General features: G+C 44.7%; 15 protein-coding genes. 4 read left to right on the forward strand and 11 right to left on the reverse strand.

Annotation, left to right across the window (positions count from 1 at the left end):
• The first annotated feature begins 13 nt into the window (after positions 1-13).
• On the forward strand, positions 14-673 hold the full coding sequence (gene catA / locus V6W81_RS21275; protein WP_338540286.1) for a type A chloramphenicol O-acetyltransferase: 660 nt from the start codon (positions 14-16) through the stop codon (positions 671-673).
• A 300-nt stretch (positions 674-973) separates the two neighbouring features.
• Here the strand turns inward: catA and V6W81_RS21280 are convergent, their stop codons facing one another.
• The 6 genes from V6W81_RS21280 to V6W81_RS21305 all read right to left on the reverse strand — a co-directional run bounded on the left by V6W81_RS21280 (position 974) and on the right by V6W81_RS21305 (position 5,631).
• Positions 974-1,303: a hypothetical protein gene (locus V6W81_RS21280; protein WP_338540287.1), complete on the reverse strand. Its 330-nt coding sequence runs from the start codon at positions 1,301-1,303 to the stop codon at positions 974-976.
• A gap of 200 nt (positions 1,304-1,503) precedes the next feature.
• Entirely contained in the window at positions 1,504-3,135 is a 1,632-nt protein-coding gene (locus V6W81_RS21285; protein WP_338540288.1) for an exosporium glycoprotein BclB-related protein, read from the reverse strand.
• 35 nt (positions 3,136-3,170) lie between these two features.
• Positions 3,171-3,530: a hypothetical protein gene (locus V6W81_RS21290; RefSeq protein ID WP_145046646.1), complete on the reverse strand. Its 360-nt coding sequence runs from the start codon at positions 3,528-3,530 to the stop codon at positions 3,171-3,173.
• A gap of 378 nt (positions 3,531-3,908) precedes the next feature.
• Positions 3,909-4,547 carry a hypothetical protein gene (locus V6W81_RS21295; protein WP_338540289.1) on the reverse strand — a complete coding sequence of 213 codons (639 nt, stop codon included), beginning with the start codon at positions 4,545-4,547 and terminating at the stop codon, positions 3,909-3,911.
• Positions 4,544-5,050: a flavodoxin family protein gene (locus tag V6W81_RS21300; RefSeq protein ID WP_338540290.1), complete on the reverse strand. Its 507-nt coding sequence runs from the start codon at positions 5,048-5,050 to the stop codon at positions 4,544-4,546. The genes V6W81_RS21295 and V6W81_RS21300 overlap by 4 nt, the downstream gene beginning before the upstream one ends.
• Positions 5,050-5,631, reverse strand: coding sequence for a TetR/AcrR family transcriptional regulator (locus tag V6W81_RS21305; RefSeq protein ID WP_338540291.1), 582 nt, complete (start codon positions 5,629-5,631; stop codon positions 5,050-5,052). The genes V6W81_RS21300 and V6W81_RS21305 overlap by 1 nt, the downstream gene beginning before the upstream one ends.
• Positions 5,632-5,862: 231 nt before the next feature.
• Here V6W81_RS21305 and V6W81_RS21310 point away from each other — a divergent pair, with 231 nt between their 5' ends.
• Complete coding sequence (locus tag V6W81_RS21310; RefSeq protein ID WP_338540292.1) at positions 5,863-6,582, forward strand: SDR family NAD(P)-dependent oxidoreductase; 720 nt, start codon at positions 5,863-5,865, stop codon at positions 6,580-6,582.
• A 105-nt stretch (positions 6,583-6,687) separates the two neighbouring features.
• On the opposite strand, the gene V6W81_RS21315 is transcribed toward V6W81_RS21310, so the two are convergent.
• From V6W81_RS21315 to V6W81_RS21325, 3 genes are all read right to left on the reverse strand, one after another.
• Positions 6,688-7,905: a glycoside hydrolase family 5 protein gene (locus V6W81_RS21315; RefSeq protein ID WP_338540293.1), complete on the reverse strand. Its 1,218-nt coding sequence runs from the start codon at positions 7,903-7,905 to the stop codon at positions 6,688-6,690.
• Between the two features lie 264 nt (positions 7,906-8,169).
• Complete coding sequence (locus V6W81_RS21320; RefSeq protein ID WP_338540294.1) at positions 8,170-9,195, reverse strand: hypothetical protein; 1,026 nt, start codon at positions 9,193-9,195, stop codon at positions 8,170-8,172.
• 329 nt (positions 9,196-9,524) lie between these two features.
• Positions 9,525-11,270 carry a methyl-accepting chemotaxis protein gene (locus tag V6W81_RS21325; RefSeq protein ID WP_338540295.1) on the reverse strand — a complete coding sequence of 582 codons (1,746 nt, stop codon included), beginning with the start codon at positions 11,268-11,270 and terminating at the stop codon, positions 9,525-9,527.
• A gap of 262 nt (positions 11,271-11,532) precedes the next feature.
• On the opposite strand from V6W81_RS21325, the gene V6W81_RS21330 reads away from it, so the two are divergent.
• Positions 11,533-13,602: a methyl-accepting chemotaxis protein gene (locus tag V6W81_RS21330; RefSeq protein ID WP_430700906.1), complete on the forward strand. Its 2,070-nt coding sequence runs from the start codon at positions 11,533-11,535 to the stop codon at positions 13,600-13,602.
• A gap of 100 nt (positions 13,603-13,702) precedes the next feature.
• The gene (locus tag V6W81_RS21335) at positions 13,703-14,878 is read left to right on the forward strand and encodes an aminotransferase class I/II-fold pyridoxal phosphate-dependent enzyme (protein WP_338540296.1); all 1,176 of its coding nucleotides are present in this window, start codon (positions 13,703-13,705) and stop codon (positions 14,876-14,878) included.
• Between the two features lie 162 nt (positions 14,879-15,040).
• On the opposite strand, the gene V6W81_RS21340 is transcribed toward V6W81_RS21335, so the two are convergent.
• Both V6W81_RS21340 and V6W81_RS21345 read right to left on the reverse strand, forming a co-directional pair.
• Positions 15,041-17,086 carry an iron ABC transporter permease gene (locus V6W81_RS21340; RefSeq protein WP_338540297.1) on the reverse strand — a complete coding sequence of 682 codons (2,046 nt, stop codon included), beginning with the start codon at positions 17,084-17,086 and terminating at the stop codon, positions 15,041-15,043.
• Positions 17,083-18,087, reverse strand: coding sequence for an ABC transporter substrate-binding protein (locus V6W81_RS21345; protein ID WP_145046656.1), 1,005 nt, complete (start codon positions 18,085-18,087; stop codon positions 17,083-17,085). Before V6W81_RS21345 ends, V6W81_RS21340 begins: the two co-directional genes overlap by 4 nt.
• Positions 18,088-18,150: the final 63 nt, after the last annotated feature.

Here is an 18,150-nt window from a genome sequence, read left to right on the forward strand (position 1 = left end):
AGGAGGGTGAATATTGAATTTTAATATTATTGATATGCATCAATGGCGTAGAAAGCCTTATTTTGAACATTATCTCAATCATGTCTGTTGCACTTACAGTATGACGGTACCGGTTGATATCAGTCGGTTGCGGGAGGAACTTAAACGCTCAGGTAGGAAGCTGTATCCGGCTCTAATCTATATGATTACGACAGTCGTTAATCGACATCATGAATTTCGGACTTCTTTTGACTCTGAAGGACGGTTAGGGATTTGGGAACAGATGTCTCCAAGCTTCACTATTTTCCATGAGGAACATCGCACGTTCTCGAGCATTTGGACACCGTTCAGTGAGCATTTCCCAACATTTTATCAGCGGTATCTTGAGGAAACGGCCAAATACCTTAATGCAGATCAGTTATTTCCTAATCCCGACGTACCGCCAAACACGTTCCCCATTTCATGTATACCGTGGGTTAATTTCACTGGATTTAACCTAAATGTCTATGCGGGAGAGCGTTACTTACTTCCTTTTTTTACGATTGGGAAGTTCCTTCGCCAAGATGACAAGGTTCTGCTACCTCTGTCGGTTCAATTCCATCATGCAGTATGTGACGGGTACCATGCTAGTGTGTTGTTCAATGAGCTTGAAGAATTAGCATCAGGATGCACACGTTGGCTGAAGGACGAGTGATAAGATGGCAGGTATGACATTAAAAAAATTACTAATCTCTAATAGAAGCAGCTTGTTATCATGGCTTTCTTTGAAGCTTTCTTTGGTGACTTGCTGGTAATAGGAATTAGGCAAGATATTCATTGAACTCGTTAGAAGAGACTCCCGTCCCTACTGGACAGGATGAACAAGCATAAGCCCGCGATCAACGCGGGCTTATAACACATATCTTTATTGTTAAATATCCTCACTGAATATCAACAGTATATGCGGAAGCCAGAAGCTCAGCATAGCTGTCATAACCAATCACAATATAATGTTTCAGCTGCAGCCGATTACGTGGGTCGTATTTCCCCCGTTCTTGTACAAGCCACTCCGAAGTGTGTACCTGGTATACCCCGTATCTGGGTTACTCCCGATTAACTCGTACCCATTGTAGTTAGCCTCATCGAAATTAAGTGTGATACACCGAAGCTCAGCGACATTGGAAAAATTCAGCTGCATCTGGTGATACTTCATTTTCATTTCTCCGGATTCTTCGAGCGGTGTTACATCAACGTTAATACTCACGCCATTCTGTTCTGTATAACGAACCTCCATCTCGGTTGTAGAGATTCGGCAGTCTAATCGTTCTGGTTCCAATGAAAGCATGAACCATATCCTCCTCCGTCTGGCTTAAGCTGCTATTTGTTAGAGGTCGTCCACACAAAAACCCCTCTATAATAGACAGATTAATGGACTTTCTTTTCTCTGTCTATTATAGAGGTTTCATATCAAGTACTACGTTACCCCTCAGCATGATCCGCAAGAAGCTCCCTGTTTATGAATTGTATACAAAGTGTGAAATTCTGTTAAGTGATGTTAAGGCTGCCGCTTGCATATCCGGCCAAGGTTGTAGCCACATCAATTCCGGCTGTTACGGATGCCGAGAACACCATAAGCAGACGGTCACCCGCAGCTACTGGAACACTCAGTCCCGTGGTCAATCCGCTGGATATTGTGCCCAATGCCAAAACGCCGGTCAGTGGAGGAGCCAAGGTAACCAATGCACCAGGTACAGCTGTAAAGGTGTTATTAGGTGTAGTGGAATGGAACAGTTGTGCAGTTATGGTTACTGTAGATCCAACCAAGCTAAGCCCAGCTGTCGTGCTGAAATAGGCAGCCAGTGAAGTAATCGTTCCTGCACGAGATGCTGAGAAAGCGAAGTTAAGCAAGGTGCCTGCAGCGCCCGTGAGATCAATAATGCCTCCATTAACACTTATTCCTGTGGCACTGTTACCAAAACCAACTAAACTGGAGGTATTTAAAAGTCCACCTAATACTGTAGTCAACGCGACTGGAAGTCCCGATGCATAAGGAATGATCGCTCCAGAACCTGCTGCACCTGTCGCTCCCGTTGTACCTATTGCTCCGGTCACTCCCGCTGTACCCGTGGTGCCGGTTGCTCCCGTTATACCCGCCGTGCCGGTTGCTCCGGTTACTCCCGTTGTACCCGCCGTGCCGGTTGCTCCCGTTACTCCTGTTGTACCTGGTGCGCCGGTTGCTCCCGTTACTCCTGTCGTACCCGCCGTGCCGGTTGCTCCCGTTACTCCCGTTGTACCCGCTGAGCCTGTTGCTCCGGTCACTCCCGTTGTACCCGCCGTGCCGGTCACTCCCGTTACTCCCGTTGTACCCGCCGTGCCTGTTGCTCCGGTCACTCCCGTTGTACCCGCTGAGCCTGTTGCTCCGGTCACTCCCGTTGTACCCGCTGAGCCTGTTGCTCCGGTCACTCCCGTTGTACCTGCCGTGCCTGTTGCTCCGGTCACTCCCGTTGTACCCGCCGTGCCGGTTGCTCCCGTTACTCCCGTTGTACCCGCCGTGCCTGTTGCTCCCGTTACTCCTGTCGTACCCGCCGTGCCTGTTGCTCCGGTCACTCCTGTCGTACCCGCGGTGCCTGTTGCTCCCGTTACTCCTGTCGTACCCGCCGTACCTGTTGCTCCCGTTACTCCTGTCGTACCCGCCGTACCTGTTGCTCCCGTTACTCCCGTCGTACCCGCCGTACCTGTTGCTCCCGTTACTCCCGTCGTACCTGGCGTGCCCGGTGCGCCTGTCGCTCCTGTAGACCCGGTTGCGCCGGTGATGCTTGGGATTTCACCTATCAATTCTGAAGAAACCAAACGATGAGCTGCTACCAAAGAGCCTGTGCTGCTTTTTCCCCATACGGATACTTGAACAGGATCATTAACCACCGCTGTTGTTGAAAAGGTAAACTCGAACGCATCAAAATTAGCAAAATAATTGTTGGTTATCACTTGATTTGGTGCAATGTCGAACGACTCACTGACATATAGAATCCTGGATCCATCAGTCATATAATACCCTTGTAGTTGTATGGTTGAAGTTACGGTATCGCTTCGATTATCAATTCTGATCGTAACCGACTGAGTCGGTCTTACACCGTTAACCGAATTATTTTCTATTGGTCCTGTTGACAAAAAACTCATCGCCACATCCTCCTCTTGTGAGTGAACCCCTTTTGCTAGATATCCTTAACTATGTTTTCGTGTACCACTATTCGGTGTGCATCAACTAATTGCCCAGACGCTTGTTTGCCCCACACTGAAATCCCTACTTCCTCCACACCTTCCGCACTAGTTTCAAAAACAAACTCAAAAGCATCCAAATCTGCGAAATAATTTTTGCTCACGACTTCGTTAGGTGCAATACTGATTGCTTCATTCACATACAGCGTCCTTGTTGTACTTACTACAAAGCCTTGCAAATAAACTATTACAGAATCTACAGTAGCGCGATTTACCAATCTAATCGTCACCTGTTGTGTCGGTCTAACGCCAGAAACGGGGCTGTTTTCTACCGGCCCAGTTGATAAAACACTCATTATCCCCATCCCACCTTTTTATGAACCTCTAACTCTGGAGGTATTTTGTATATTGGAACACAAGCCAACGGTGCGGACAAAAGTCAGTGGGCAAGTTCACCATAATCAATAAACAATAACAGTCTTCACCCAGAGCTTAGCTATAAAAGGCTGGATTATGTACAGCAAGGAGGAGAAATAACGCTAGTGCTATTATGAAGTTTTTTCATTGTTATCCGCAGGCTGATTCTTTGTGTCTTAACCAAAATCCATTCCAGAAGAAACTAAACGACTGTTCCCAGTAAATTATATGGAAACAGCCACAGCTTAAGACTTTTTTTCGTGTCTACTTGTTCAGTTTTTTTATGTAATCTAACGTGCTGTCCCCTATGTCTTACTCTACAATCTCCGCAACATGTCCTTTTTCTTCAAACCGTTTTTCTTGGCGGTAGCTTCCCAAAAGGAGCGCTTTGCTGCCCATTTCCATGCAAAACGTGGAAAGTTTGGACTGAAAAAGCGAGATTGTCCTATCCCTTGTGTGTTAATGTGGTGGGCAAGTTCTTGAATTGCTCTGCCGAGATTCCGAAGAGGGCCATGTCCGAGTGGAACCTTTTCGAGAAAACCCAACATTTCACCGCCACCTTGACCAAGACCCTGTCCAAAGGTTACCCCTGAGCGCTGACACCAATTTTGAATGATTTCAATAGCAATTTGATTTTGGTGTCCCTCATAAAAACCATTGTTCAGCATGACATATAGATAAATATCCTTGTTACGTTCTGTTCTCATAAATTTCTCTAAGGTCACAAGCATGCTAAATAAATGGGATGGCAAGCCGTCCACGTACAGTGGTGATGCAATAACCAGTACATCCATATCGCAAAGTTCAATGAACTGCGCGTCTGTAAGTGCTCTCTGGCGAATCGGGAAGTGTGTAACTTCATGCTCTTCATGGATAAGAGGCTCCAAAGCTTGCAGCATGAAGGCAGAGTTACTTTGTCTTACTTTGGGACTCCCGTTAATCATCGCGATTTTCATTGAAGCATCCCCCTCACATCTTGGGCATGTGTGTGAAAGAACACACTTTTATTGGCAGAAGCCCAGTTAAGACTATTGGCAGCAACAAGCTTCTTCGCAGTTTCCTTCTCATTTTCCATAATGTCTTCGCCATAAAAATGGACAGACAAGGCGAAGCGATTTTTGTATCGTTGCTTATGGTGAGTTTCCCCATTCTTCGTAACGAAATAAGGCAACACGTAAGAGATACTTCTGTTAAGTACATTAAGCACAAAAGGGCTATAGCTTCCATACATGCACTCGCTGACAATGATCAGCTCATCAATTTTGGAGAGACGTTCTCCCATGTGCTGATATTCATCCCTTATAATACATACGCCAGGCGTTCTGGTCCAGCATCCGAAACAGCCAACACATTTGCGAATGGAGCCATTGTTGGTGACAACGTCCAGTTCCAAAGCATCTGTAGGATTATATATCTGACTCAACTGCTGTTCAGGCAAATCATGAATTAGCATTTTCATTATTTTCCCTCCTGAAATGGGGTTTGGATCGTGATATAATCACGCCAATTTCCAGAGAAACGAACACCATTGTTAGTGAGCAGCGAAGCTATACCGTGCACCATCGCCCACAATGCAATTAACTGTTGTGGACATTGCTCCTCGGGAAGGCCGACGGAACGAAACATACGATATGCAATCATGCGAAACAGTACAAACGGCGGATAATCATCTTGGTCATAGTTATCCAGATTAATTGAGATTTTAGAATGATAGAACAAGAACTGAAAATAAGGCGGATGATCCACAAAAAAATCAATGTAGGCCTGACCCAGCAAGGATACGGCTTCGCGGCTGTCCTCCTGTCCATCAATGGAAGTATGAAGCTTATCCATAAATTGTGCTGTCACATGCTCCCCCATAGCAGCAAGTAGTTCATCCACATTTTCAAAATGACTATAGGGTGCGGTGTGACTAACGTTGCATTTTGCAGCAACCCGACGCAGCGAGAAGCTCTTTAAACCATCCTCGTTAATCAGTCGAATACCTGCTTCAATCAGTTGACCTCGCAGATTGCCATGGTGATACGGCTTTTCCTTCATAAAATATAAGCGCTCCCTTCTCAATAACTTAACACTGTAAAGATTGTATCATATAATCTTTACAGTGTTAAGTTTAATTAGCGAATGAATCCATTAATTTGCCTCTATTTAGCAAAACCGCCGCTGTTCCTAGCAAAATTTGGAGCTATATATCCCTAGATGATATAGTAAAACCTGTAATCCTTTTTTAGAAATTAATATCTTGTACATATAAGAAAGAGAGGCATGAAGATGAAAAGTTACCTTGTATTTGGTGCAAGTAAGGGATTAGGAGATGCCTTTGTTAGAGGTGTACCTCAGGAGGGTGACAAGGTCTGGGTTGTATCCAGAAGTAAACCCGAGAGTCTGAAGTTGAATGATGGTGTAGAGCGAATATGGGTTCAGGCCGATCTTGCTAATCAAAATGCGGCTACCATTGTTACGGATCAGCTAAAAAACGAAAGACTAGATGTTCTCATCTACAATGTGGGAATCTGGGAAAAGGAAGGCTTCGAGGATCACTATTCGTTCGACCGAGATGAGCCTGCGGATATTAGTCAGCTGATCCATGTGAATATCACCTCAACGATTGTATGTATTCAGGCTTTATTGCCGCATCTGCGACAATCTTCAGGAGGAAAGATCATCCTCATCGGTTCAACAGCGGGACTTAACAATGCCAATAATACACAGGTTTCTTTTGTCGCTTCCAAATTTGCTATTCGTGGAATTACAGAAGCACTGCGAGAACATACCAGACAGGATGGCATCGCTGTTACGTGTATTAACCCTGGGGAGCTTGCAGCCGAGATTCCTTATGAGCAAGGAGCCCAGCGAGCACTTGAGGAATATAACGGAACACGCATCCCGCTTCAGGACATGGTCTCCATTGTGAAGTGTATCGTTAGCCTATCCAACGCTGCCTGTGTGAAAGAGATTAACGTTCCTGCGCTAACAGATACCAACACCTAGCTTATTAACGATATGATCACCAATATATGGCTTCAAAAAACCTAAAAACGGCGCGTTCCTTCTATCAGGAGCGCGCCGATTGCATTCATCTCGCCAAACGGCGGATTATTGCATACCTTGCATAATTCCATTAATAATTCCTTGCTGAGTTACCGTATTGTTGTATCGGTTAAACAAGCCGAATCCATGCTGACCGTTGTAACCATTGTCCCAGTATACAGGAACCGCTTTATACTTTTTGGCTGTTTTCGCAACAGCTTTGGCAAATATGGCACGGTACGTATTGTTGGTAGAATCATATGACGTTTTGTCAATGGAGCCGAATTCGCCGATCACAACAGGATAGCCTTGTGTCACAAATTTATCGTGCATCGATTTCAACTGTGATTCCAAGTAATCCTCTTGACCCCAAGTAGACTTCTTGGATGGGTTAGTCGCCGTTGCTCCCCATTGAGTGATGTTACCAGATTCTTCACCGGCGAAATCCCAAGGAGAATAATAGTGTGCCGAGATCATAATTCTTTTTTCGGAGCTCGGAATGGTCGAAGATCGGAACGTATCTGTTGGCAGAACGAAACCATAGTTGCCTACCGTATAGTCAATATTCGTATTCCAACCTGGGATCAGCAGCCATCTAGCGCTGTTGTTTCCTCCCGTTTTCCGAACGGTATCCACGAAGATCTGATTGTAAGCGTTAAGGTTTGCATAGTAGGCAGGATTAGGATTGCCGTAAGTCCCATCAAATGTTTCATTCATGGATTCTAGCACAAGGCGCTCATCATAATTAATGAACTTATTGGCAATTTGTTGCCATACACGTTGATATTTTTCTTTGATCTGTGTTTGATTCGAACCATTCACAAGCAACCATCCACCTTGAACGGAATTGAATCCATCCCCGTGAATGTTTATGACCACGTAGAGCCCTTCATTGTAGGCATAGTCAACAACCGTTTTTACCCGGTTCAACCATGTAGCATTGATCGTATAGTTGGGAGCGCTTCCAATATGGCTCAAATATGATACTGGGATACGGATCGTATTAAATCCCGCTGCCTTTACCTTTTTGATCAACTCTGGAGTAACGGTAGGATTATTCCATGCTGTCTCGCTTGGTGTACCATTGACTGATGCCTCCAATGAATTCCCCAAGTTCCATCCGGCACCCATCTCATAAACGATCTGCGAAGCCGGCAGTGATCTGAAATCCGAAGTAATTGGTGTTGCCGCTGATGCCTTAGAACCCCATCCAGAGAAGACCACTGAAGCCAACAAAACGAGAGCTAAGCTATGAATGCCTAATTTCTTCATTTTCATAAGCATGTCCAACCTCCATTTAAATGAATAGTTTATGCACACCTACATAACCGTTCCATGATTAAATCCAATCAACGTTCGGAGAATACGGAGCCTCCCTTCTACTAACTTAAGGAGATAAAAGTGGTAACAAACTTTACCGATAGATTCCCTTAATCATCTATGCTGATTGAATAATACGTGACCAAATAATACCATATATTAGTAAAATAAGGAACTACTATTCTCGGGAAATTTAACTATTTTGTCGAAAAATCCATTATAATCACGCTACATCAACACACGAGATAGGTGCGCAAGTGCCATCGATTGAATTCGATTTTCTTCTGGAATATTTTCATAGAGAAGATCCGCTTTACCTGCTTCGACCATTCGTTTACGCAAAGCGCCGATTCGTCCTTTATTGACATCCATAAAACGAAAATCCACCTGTCGTAAATGATCCATTTCCGCCATACGGTTACAGGCCTCGGCCTTAAGCTTTGGATTAATCTCTTTTAATTCAAGCACCTCTAACTGGTTTGCATTCCATAGATGATCGATATCCTTCAATGATTTCATGTAATCTAGTTCAACTTGCCTTAGGTTGCTCAACCTGGAGAGATCGCATAAACGCTCTACTTTGGGAAGGGACAGCCGCAGATAGACCAAATTATGCAATGTTTCTAACGCATCAATGTTGCTTAAATTACGTATGGCAGATAACCGCAGCATGCTAATGTTTGAGCTAGCTAGGACATCCAGTGAGTCATTTAAGGTACAGCTGTCTATAGCCAGATACGTTAAGAGGGGTAGATCTACAACAAAATCAAGCTTCGCGATAGCGCAGTTCAGTACAAGCGTCTCCAACCGGATACAATCCTCGATCGGTGAGAGATCATTGAATTTACCATGAAGCGACAGGTACTTTAAATACTTGAAATTTCGAATAAAATCAAGGGATTGCCCTTTTGGTGAATGAATCTCCAGATAATCCATGCGGTCTAATGCACTCAATGGATTCAAATCCTGTCTCTGCTGAAGATGGAGCTTCAGCGCAGTAACATGCTTCAACTCTGCAAGTTGTGCTAACACTTCCTCTGAGGAAGGACTGTTCTTCTCCACATGGGATACGTACAAAATCAGATCCGGTCTTCTCGCAAATACATGTTGATCTAATTGAATGAGATCATGCAACTTATCTACTCCAACTACATAGCTGATCGTCGCTCGATTCCGCAAATGTCTCACAGCGTCATCCATCTTGTTCATTGTCCAGGGAACCCCGCTCATTGATGCAGCCCAAACTTCACTCATCGTTCGTCATCCTCCATTTACCCATTATTATTTATTGAAATGAGAATTTACCGATTTTAGATCACTTCCTATAATTGTAAAGGAGGCTGATAACATTGAGAAGTACAATATTGAGTTTCTATCAATTGGTTAGCTCCGAAACAGCTACACAAATGTATCATCTTCGAGCTTTACCGATGTCCAGCAGCAAATAATTATCACAAAAAAATACACCCGTTTACCGATCACACGAAGGTCTTCGACTCTTCATATTCGGTACAACAGGGTGTATTTCTATTTCTATTTCTTTTTCTATACATATCAATGAAGCAACTCATTTTTACGCAGGTCTATACTTTAAACCCTTTCACAAGATCGTTTAGACGCGAAGCACTTTCCTTCACTTGATCCGACTGGTCAGCTACCTGCAACGATTGCTCCGTAGAGGACACCATGTGTTCAGCAATATGCTGACTCGATGCAGCGGATTGCTCACTAGCCGTTGCGATCTCATGAATCGCACGTACGAGCGTATCAACCGTTTGTTTTACCTCTTGAGCCGTCTTATGAAGATCGTTAACGGTATTGGCTTGATCCACTGCATTGTTGTAGTACTGCCCGGCCGTATTTTCCAATAGCTGATAGTCGCTTCCCACCTGATTATACATAAACGCAAGCATTTCCTTAGCGCTAGAGGATAGATGAGCAACCGATTCGGTAACTTCACTGGTGACATGCCGAATCTGATCTGCCGCTACTCTAGAGCCATCTGCCAATTTGCGAATCTCCTCAGCCACAACGGCAAATCCTCTGCCTGCCTCTCCTGCACGAGCAGCTTCAATGGAAGCATTTAATGCGAGCAAGTTGGTTTGCGCCGTAATATCCAGAATAGATTGGGATAATACACTAATCTGGTCAACCGCATTGGCACGTTCCAATGCTTCATTCATTTTGGCACTTGCACTTGTGTACATATCTTGGGCAGCCTTACTAGATTCACTAGCCTCCTGCTTCAGAGCCTCGGCTTTGTCGCTGGTAACGTTCGCCGACTCTGCCTCCTCCTTCGTACGAGAAGAGATATATTCCGTAGCTCGAAGCACCTCATTAACCGATTGATTCATATTTTCAGTATATGCCGAGGTCTCTTCCATCGTAGCTGATAACTCTTCCACGGTAGCAGATACTTCCCGGATACGCTCGTTAAGCTCCGACATATTTTGGTTGGTGAGATCACTCATCTCGTTGATCTGACGAGACTCTTGTACCACACTCGTAATGACCGTTGAAGTAGCTCCCGTCATGGAATGGATTCCACGTGCAATAACACTAATCTCGTTATTCCCTTGGAGTATGTTCGGATCGAGGGTAGCTGTCAAATTACCCTGCGTCACTTCAGCACAGTAGTGATTGATCGCACGCATCCGCAGAATAATATTTCGAATCGTGATAAACGAAACAGCCCCTAGAATAGCAAATGAAGATATCAACACAATACTAAGTAAAACCGCTTTTTCTCTAATCGTTTCCTGAGCTGCATCGTACAGCTTCGCGGATTCCTCTTCGATATATGTACTTAGCTTGGAGATCGTTTCTACAATGACTGTACTGCTTTTGTTAATTCGATTTCTCTCTTCATCATCGTAAGTTCCCGTTGTTTTCTTCACGTCCATGATCCGTTCGATGTCCTGGTCATAGACTTCCAGTTTAGCCTGTAGATCAGTAAAAATCTCTTGTTCTGTTGGATCTAATGATCGTGCGGAGAACTCATCCATTCCAGCCATAACATTGCTCTTATTTTTCTGAACTTGCTCATATTGCTTATCCGTATACTCTTGTTTGTCGAGAAGCTTCGTATAATTAGCTCGCATATTATAGAAGTCCGCTTTGATCTCCAGAATGTTCGTCTGATGCAGGAAGCGATCGGTGTAGAGCTTCCCCTGCCCCTCTTTTACCTCATTCATACCGAATATTCCGGACAGGAACAAGATAAATAACCCCACTAAACTAACCGCGAGCATCAAGATCAAGGTTGTCGTTAACCTCAGATGTTTAATTCCCCTCCTCTTGGATCCACTATGTAATGATTTTTGTACCATGGATACTCCCCCACTTTGTTCATATGACTTAAATTTCACATCGTGATAACTATATATCGGTCAAACGAGGTTCCAATTGTTAGATGGCGATAAAAAGGTTCATCACTTTATTGCACAAATATGAAGGAACTCTGCCCTTGTAGACACGATCTAGACCTTTTCATTTTTTTTCGTACAACCTATAAAAACCTACATAAATCTATTTATTTTTCCGACATATACTTAGGAGCATTTAGCTTAATAATCATCTGGGAGATGGAACATGAAAAAAATGTTGAAACGGGGATCTAACGGTGCCAGAGTAACCAGCATCGCCAACACAGTATCTATTGTATTGTTAATTATTATCGTAGTCGTCTTCACCGTTCTTGGCACATTTATGTTTTCGAGTACACGGAGTATCCTGATCAAACAACAGGAATCTATGCTACAGACCAAGACACAGGCTATTGTCAGTGAATTTGATGCGATGTTTAAAGAAAAAGGATCACTCGTGAAACAGATGTCAACGAATACACTTTTTCAACAATATATCGAAACCACCGAATCAGCAGAAGTGGCGACAACCTCTCCACATGCTGAAGAGACACAGGCAACATTAGCAGCAATTGTCAAAGAAGAGCCTTCATTTGCCGATGCTTGGATCGCAGGTATTGAAGGAAAGGGATTCTGGCTGCAAAATGATGGCGTCTCTTCCGCGCCGGACTTTGATATTCAGACTCGTCCCTATTATGAGCCTATTCGAGCTACAGATGGACTGTACTATTCAGATCCATACATCGATATCGCAGCAGGTAATGTACTGATGGGCATTTTCTATCCGATCAAAGATAACAATCAACTCATCGGGTTTGCCGCAGCGGATATCGCATTCAAAGACATTCCTGCTATTATGGAAAGCTATTCTCTTGGGAACACGGGCTATTCCATACTGGTTTCCAAGACAGGAGAGATTCTGTACCACCCGGATGAGGAGAAAGTCTTAAAAGAAAACATCACGGACAGCACTAGCGACCTGGGGGAAATCGGTAAGAAGATGATCGCTGGGGAATCCGGTGTACAACTTATTACAGACGACAACGGGGAACGTCGTTATATCGGTTATGCCACTAGTAAAGATACCGGATGGGCGGTAGGTCTGACAATAACTGAGAAAGAGGTTCTTGAAGAACTGAAGACGTTCACGTGGATTACGCTTAGCGGATTTGCTGTAGCTACCCTTTTATTGGTTATCATCTGCTACATTACACTTCGTTACCTGTTAAGATCCATTCCACAACTGCTCGCGAAGATCAAATTGATTGAGCAAGGGGACTTAACGATTCAACTGGATGCCCAAGCGAATAATGAGATAGGTCAAATATCTCGCGGCATTAATACGATGGTGCAAAAAATTCAAAGCATGCTGCAAATCGTAGGCAGCTCTGCTCATGTACTGAATCAGTCCTCTACCGATCTACAGTCGATCTCTTCTAGAACGGCTACAACGATGAATGATACAAGTACAGCCATTAATGAGATTGCGAATGCAACCAACTATCAGTCAATTGAGACAGAGAACATTTTACGTAAAACAGGATCATTATCAAGCCAGATCGATGAGATTGCAACCGATGCTCAAGCGATCGAAACGATGGTACAGACCTCGGCTGATCAAAGTGGACAAGGATTAACGGTCGTGGAGCAGCTATCCCAATGGGCCGAAGAGAATCACAATTCCACACAGGCCATTTCATCCATTATTCAGGAAATTGACCAGAGCCGTCATGAGATTTCCAGCTTCGTGGATACGGTCAATCAGATTGCAACACAGACCAACCTGCTTGCTCTCAATGCTTCGATTGAGGCAGCACGTGCAGGAGAACAAGGTCGAGGCTTCGCCGTCGTGGCGGGAGAAGTACGTAAGCTTGCTGAACAGACCGCACTTGCGACCCAGGAGATTTATAAAAAAGTACGTGTTATTGAGGAAAAAACAACAATATCGGTTGAGCATACCGCTCGCGGCATGAAAATCGCGGAGGAAAATGCGAAATCCGTAGAGGATACGAAGCAAGTATTCTTCAGCATTAACAAAGACTTGGAAGATTTGAAATTGCGCATGATTCAGATCAGTACAAATACCGCTAATGTGCATAAGCACAAAGATGAAATTTTGCAGGCATTGGAGATCATCTCTTCCACTACCGAAGAAAATTCAGCTTCAACCGAAGAGGTTAGTGCCAGCACGCAAGAACAGCTAGATAGTATTGAGCAGGTTGCTGACTTATCCAAACAGTTGAATCAACTATCCAGCAAATTACAAGAGGAACTCAAACAGTTCAAAGTCGAATAAACGATATTACGGTATCATACCCGTCTCCTCTTCTCATTTACGCCCAGTCCATCTATTATAGATAGATATGTGTACGATGAGGAATGGAGGATACGACATCATGGAATTTGCAAAACGTATGAACCACTTTAGTGAGGGGATCTTCACCCGTTTGCTCGAAATCAAGCGCGAACGGTTAGAGAAGGGACAAGCGGTGATTGATCTTAGCGTGGGGACACCTAATATCCCGCCTGCCCCCCATATTATCACAGCACTGTGCGAAGCTGCGGCAGATCCCCAAAACTACATTTATGCAGTAAATGACCAGAGTGAACTATTGCAAGCAGCCAGTACATGGTACAAACAGCGTTATAATGTAGAGCTAGATCCAAAGACACAGATCTGTTCTTTACTCGGCTCACAAGAAGGGCTTGCCCATATTTCCCTATCCATCGTTGATGAAGGGGATTTGGTGCTTGTTCCTGATCCATGTTACCCGGTATTCGCAGATGGGCCTCTACTCGCTGGAGCCGAATTGTATTATATGCCACAACAAGAAGAACACGGATATGTCATTCAGCTAGAGGATATTCCAGCAGACATCGCAGCCCGTGCGAAATTCATGCTGGTGTCTTACCCTAACAATCCAACTACAGCGATGGCACCGGAGCAATTCTATGTGGATCTGATTGCCTTTGCCAAAAAGCATAATATTATAGTTCTTCATGACAATGCCTATAGTGAACTTGTATTTGATGGAAAGACTTGTGGGAGCTTCCTCTCCCTGCCCGGCGCCATGGACGTAGGTATCGAATTCAATTCCTTGTCCAAAACCTATGGACTTGCTGGCGCAAGAATTGGTTTCTGTGTAGGTAATGCATCGGTTGTCTCTGTGCTTAAGAAATTAAAATCCAATATGGATTATGGTATGTTTCTACCGATTCAGAGAGCCGCAATTGCAGCCATCACCGGAGATCAGTCACAAGTTGAACAGGTACGAGCGATTTATGAGGAACGTCGAGATATCCTGTGTGATGGCTTCAGCCGGCTCGGATGGCATATCACGAAGCCCGAAGCAACAATGTTTGTCTGGACGCGGATCCCTGCGCATTACAAGTCTTCAGAACAGTTCGCCACAGACTTGGTTAACCAAACAGGCGTAATTGTTACCCCAGGTAGCGCATTTGGTCCTTCTGGTGAAGGGTATGTCAGACTGGCTCTAGTGCAGAGTCAAGAACAGTTAGAACAAGCACTTCAATACGTAGAAGCCAGTGGGATCTTAAATCCTAACAACTAAATACAGCAATAACAAAGAAGAGAAGCACGATTGCCCTGTATAGGGACTCAAAGTGCTTCTCTTCTTTGCTATCTACGCGAACAGCCCGCTACATGAGCAGGCTGCAAGGTTATTTTACATAGTTACATACTAGGATGGAATGTCCATGTCCTGATCTAACTTTTACTTGATCGACTTGCGCCAGTTGGAGCGATACATCAGGTAAAGGAAATATGGTGTACCAATGAGCGCGATCAGTATGCCTGATGGGATCTCCGTTGGTGCCATCACCGTTCTACCAATCGTATCTGCCAATACCAGCATAACTGCACCAACCAGGGCGGACAAAAACATCGATCGTCTTAACTTATGTCCAGTGAGTAACCGAACCATGTGCGGTGCTATTAGACCGATAAAGCCGACAGTACCTACACATGCGACAGCACCGGCTGCCAACAACACACCTGTTGCCATGGCCATTAACCGTGTTCGGCGTACACCTAAACCAAGTCCTGACGCACTATTATCATCAAAGACTAACAATTCAAATCGACGAGCAAGCCACCAGGCAATCGGTATGAGAATGACTAAAAATAGACCGATGACTCTCACCTGTTCCCAGGTACGCGCATACGTGCTTCCTGTCAGCCAGATATATCCGCTGCTTCCATATACCGCGCCACGCACGATTAGAATCTGGATACCTGCGCCAGCAATGGCGGACATCGCAATTCCTAGCAACACGACCGCAGAAGGATTTAATCCTTTTTTCCACGAGAGTGAGAATACAACTGTTGCAGCGATACCTGCACCGATAATTGCTGCAATAGGTAGCAGGAATGCCGGTAGACCTGGCCAGAGAATAATGACCATCATCGCTCCGAGACCTGCACCTGAGGATACCCCAACGATGGAAGCGTCCGCCAGTGGATTACGTACCGCCATCTGGATCAACACACCGCTAATTGCCAGTGCAGCTCCAGCACCTGCAGCAACAAGGGTACGTGGAATACGCAACTGAATTATACCGGAGAACAACCCCTCTGACGTGAATAGACTCGGTATTAGATCACCTAGTGGAATACGCATCCCACCAAACATTGTACTAACCAGAATCAGAAGTATCGTGGCGGCACTAAATACAACCGCCAATGGACCAAAAGCCCAACGGCGACGCGCCCCCGTACTCATGGAGGTAGTCATGCCCCCGCCATTTGCTGCTTTCATCCGGGTAAGCACCAGCCAGATTAGCCATGGTGCCCCAATGATCGCCATTACAGCACCCGTTGGCAGCTCCATACTGGAGTTATGTACCATTTTGGCAAGTACGTCAGCACCGATGAGCAGCGCAGCACCCCATATAAAAACACCCGGTAATAATAAACGATTAGAACGCACTCCACTTAGTCGAACGAGATGTGGTGCAACCAATCCAACAAAACCGATTGGCCCAATAACGCTGACGATTACTGCTGCCAGCAATACGGCGAGAAGCAACCCACCTGCACGAGCCAACCCAACCTTCTGCCCTAATGAGGAAGCGGTTGATTCATCCAGCTCTAACATGTCCCACTGCCGGGATAACAACAGAGCAAGGAGTGTAATACCGATCACCCAAGGCCAAGCATAGGCTACGCCACTCCAGTCATTTTGCACAAGTGTTCCGGAGCCCCAGAGGAATAACCCCTGTGTTTCCATAGAGAAGAAAATATGTAATGCACTCGTGAATGAACCAAGTACCATTGATACAATCATACCTGATAATGCTAGTCGAACCGGGCTTGAAGCTCTGCCACCGCCCATGAAATAAGCTGCAAATGCAGCTACCAATCCACCTAAAGCAGCAAATAAGAAGGGAGACTGACTGAGTAAACCTGGAAATAAAATCGCTCCGAGCACCACGATAAAGTATGCTCCCGCATTAATACCTAATGTATCTGACGCAGCCAGCGGGTTACGCGTAATCGTTTGCAGTAAAGCTCCTGCTACAGCTAATGCTCCGCCTGCAAGAATACCAATAACGGTTCGGGGCATACGTAGATCCCAGATCATATTATGCTCTAATGTATTCTGCTTACCCATCAGAGAATCGACAACAGTCTGCAATGGAATGGCTGCCTCTCCATAACAAAGGCTTACAAAAAAAAGCACGATGAGAGCGGTTAAACCGCCCCCATAGATGCTTATTGTGCGCCAGTTCACGGCTGGCTTAGCTTGAACCGAACTCATTTCGTAATCGCTCCAACGACTCCATCAACGAGAACTTTGGAGGAGATTGGCCCACCAAATGTCCATGTTGTGCTGTCCAGTTGATATACTCGTTTGTCTTTAACAAAGTTTAGACCATTCCAAACAGAGTTATCTTTCATTGCTGTGCCAAACACGTCATCATCTGGCTGTGTGATATAAATGAAGTTGCTATCTTGTACGGCAGACAGGGATTCAATGCCCACTGTGGAGAATCCGTATCCTTCCAATTTGTCCGGCTGCCAGTCATTAACGAGTCCAATTTTGTCCAAAGTGCCTACAACAACTGAATTATCAGTAAACATACGCAAGCTTGCAGCATTCTGATAGGTAAATGCTTGTGTCAATGCAAAGTGGAAGTCTGATTTACCCGCATCAGCCAGCTTTTGTTTCGCTTCTTCATAATGCTGATCAAGGTCAGCAAGAACTTCTTTTGCTTTATCCTCTTTTCCAAGTGCAGTTGCAATCGAATTGAAGATCTCTGTCATTTTGTCATAGTTATAACCATCGCCGTTGTATGGATCAAATTCAAGCGTTGGTGCAATTGCATTCAGTTGATCATAAACAGCATTATTATTATCAGCATTTGCAATGATTAGATCGGGTTTAAGGGCAGCAATGGCCTCCAAGTTTGGCTCACTGCGTGTTCCAATATCCGTCACACTATCATCGAGAGCTGCTTCAGAAGTCACGTACACTTTATAGTTAGCGTTGTCTGCGTTACCTACTGGCTGAACGCCCAGAGCAACCACATCTTCGGTATAGGTCCATTCCAATGTAACAACTCGTTCTGCTGGCTTGTCTAATTTAAGCTCACCACGATTATGCTTCACCGTTACAGGACCTGCTGTCTCTTCAGCCGGAGCACTGCCTGAATCCGCTGCCTTACTTGTATCAGTAGTTGTGCTAGTAGATTGACCACACCCCGCTAGCACGAGTGCAAATACTAACATCAACAAAAGTCCGTTCAAACTCTTTTTCATATTTCTGTTCTCCCCTATTGATATATATTTATATGATAACAATTATCATTATCACTATTGGAT

The organism is Paenibacillus tundrae, assembly GCF_036884255.1.
In the GTDB taxonomy this organism is placed as follows: Bacteria; Bacillota; Bacilli; order Paenibacillales; family Paenibacillaceae; genus Paenibacillus.

What these genes read in the sequence shown, in the direction of transcription:
- V6W81_RS21315 (WP_338540293.1), bottom strand. Translation starts at nt 7,905, where the DNA reads ATGCTTATGAAAATGAAGAAATTAGGCATTCATAGCTTAGCTCTCGTT.
- V6W81_RS21330 (WP_430700906.1), top strand. Translation starts at nt 11,533, where the DNA reads ATGAAAAAAATGTTGAAACGGGGATCTAACGGTGCCAGAGTAACCAGC.
- V6W81_RS21340 (WP_338540297.1), bottom strand. Translation starts at nt 17,086, where the DNA reads ATGAGTTCGGTTCAAGCTAAGCCAGCCGTGAACTGGCGCACAATAAGC.
- V6W81_RS21325 (WP_338540295.1), bottom strand. Translation starts at nt 11,270, where the DNA reads ATGGTACAAAAATCATTACATAGTGGATCCAAGAGGAGGGGAATTAAA.
- V6W81_RS21300 (WP_338540290.1), bottom strand. Translation starts at nt 5,050, where the DNA reads ATGAAAATGCTAATTCATGATTTGCCTGAACAGCAGTTGAGTCAGATA.
- V6W81_RS21305 (WP_338540291.1), bottom strand. Translation starts at nt 5,631, where the DNA reads ATGAAGGAAAAGCCGTATCACCATGGCAATCTGCGAGGTCAACTGATT.
- V6W81_RS21345 (WP_145046656.1), bottom strand. Translation starts at nt 18,087, where the DNA reads ATGAAAAAGAGTTTGAACGGACTTTTGTTGATGTTAGTATTTGCACTC.
- V6W81_RS21295 (WP_338540289.1), bottom strand. Translation starts at nt 4,547, where the DNA reads ATGAAAATCGCGATGATTAACGGGAGTCCCAAAGTAAGACAAAGTAAC.
- V6W81_RS21290 (WP_145046646.1), bottom strand. Translation starts at nt 3,530, where the DNA reads ATGAGTGTTTTATCAACTGGGCCGGTAGAAAACAGCCCCGTTTCTGGC.
- V6W81_RS21335 (WP_338540296.1), top strand. Translation starts at nt 13,703, where the DNA reads ATGGAATTTGCAAAACGTATGAACCACTTTAGTGAGGGGATCTTCACC.
- V6W81_RS21285 (WP_338540288.1), bottom strand. Translation starts at nt 3,135, where the DNA reads ATGAGTTTTTTGTCAACAGGACCAATAGAAAATAATTCGGTTAACGGT.
- V6W81_RS21280 (WP_338540287.1), bottom strand. Translation starts at nt 1,303, where the DNA reads ATGCTTTCATTGGAACCAGAACGATTAGACTGCCGAATCTCTACAACC.
- V6W81_RS21310 (WP_338540292.1), top strand. Translation starts at nt 5,863, where the DNA reads ATGAAAAGTTACCTTGTATTTGGTGCAAGTAAGGGATTAGGAGATGCC.
- V6W81_RS21320 (WP_338540294.1), bottom strand. Translation starts at nt 9,195, where the DNA reads ATGAGTGAAGTTTGGGCTGCATCAATGAGCGGGGTTCCCTGGACAATG.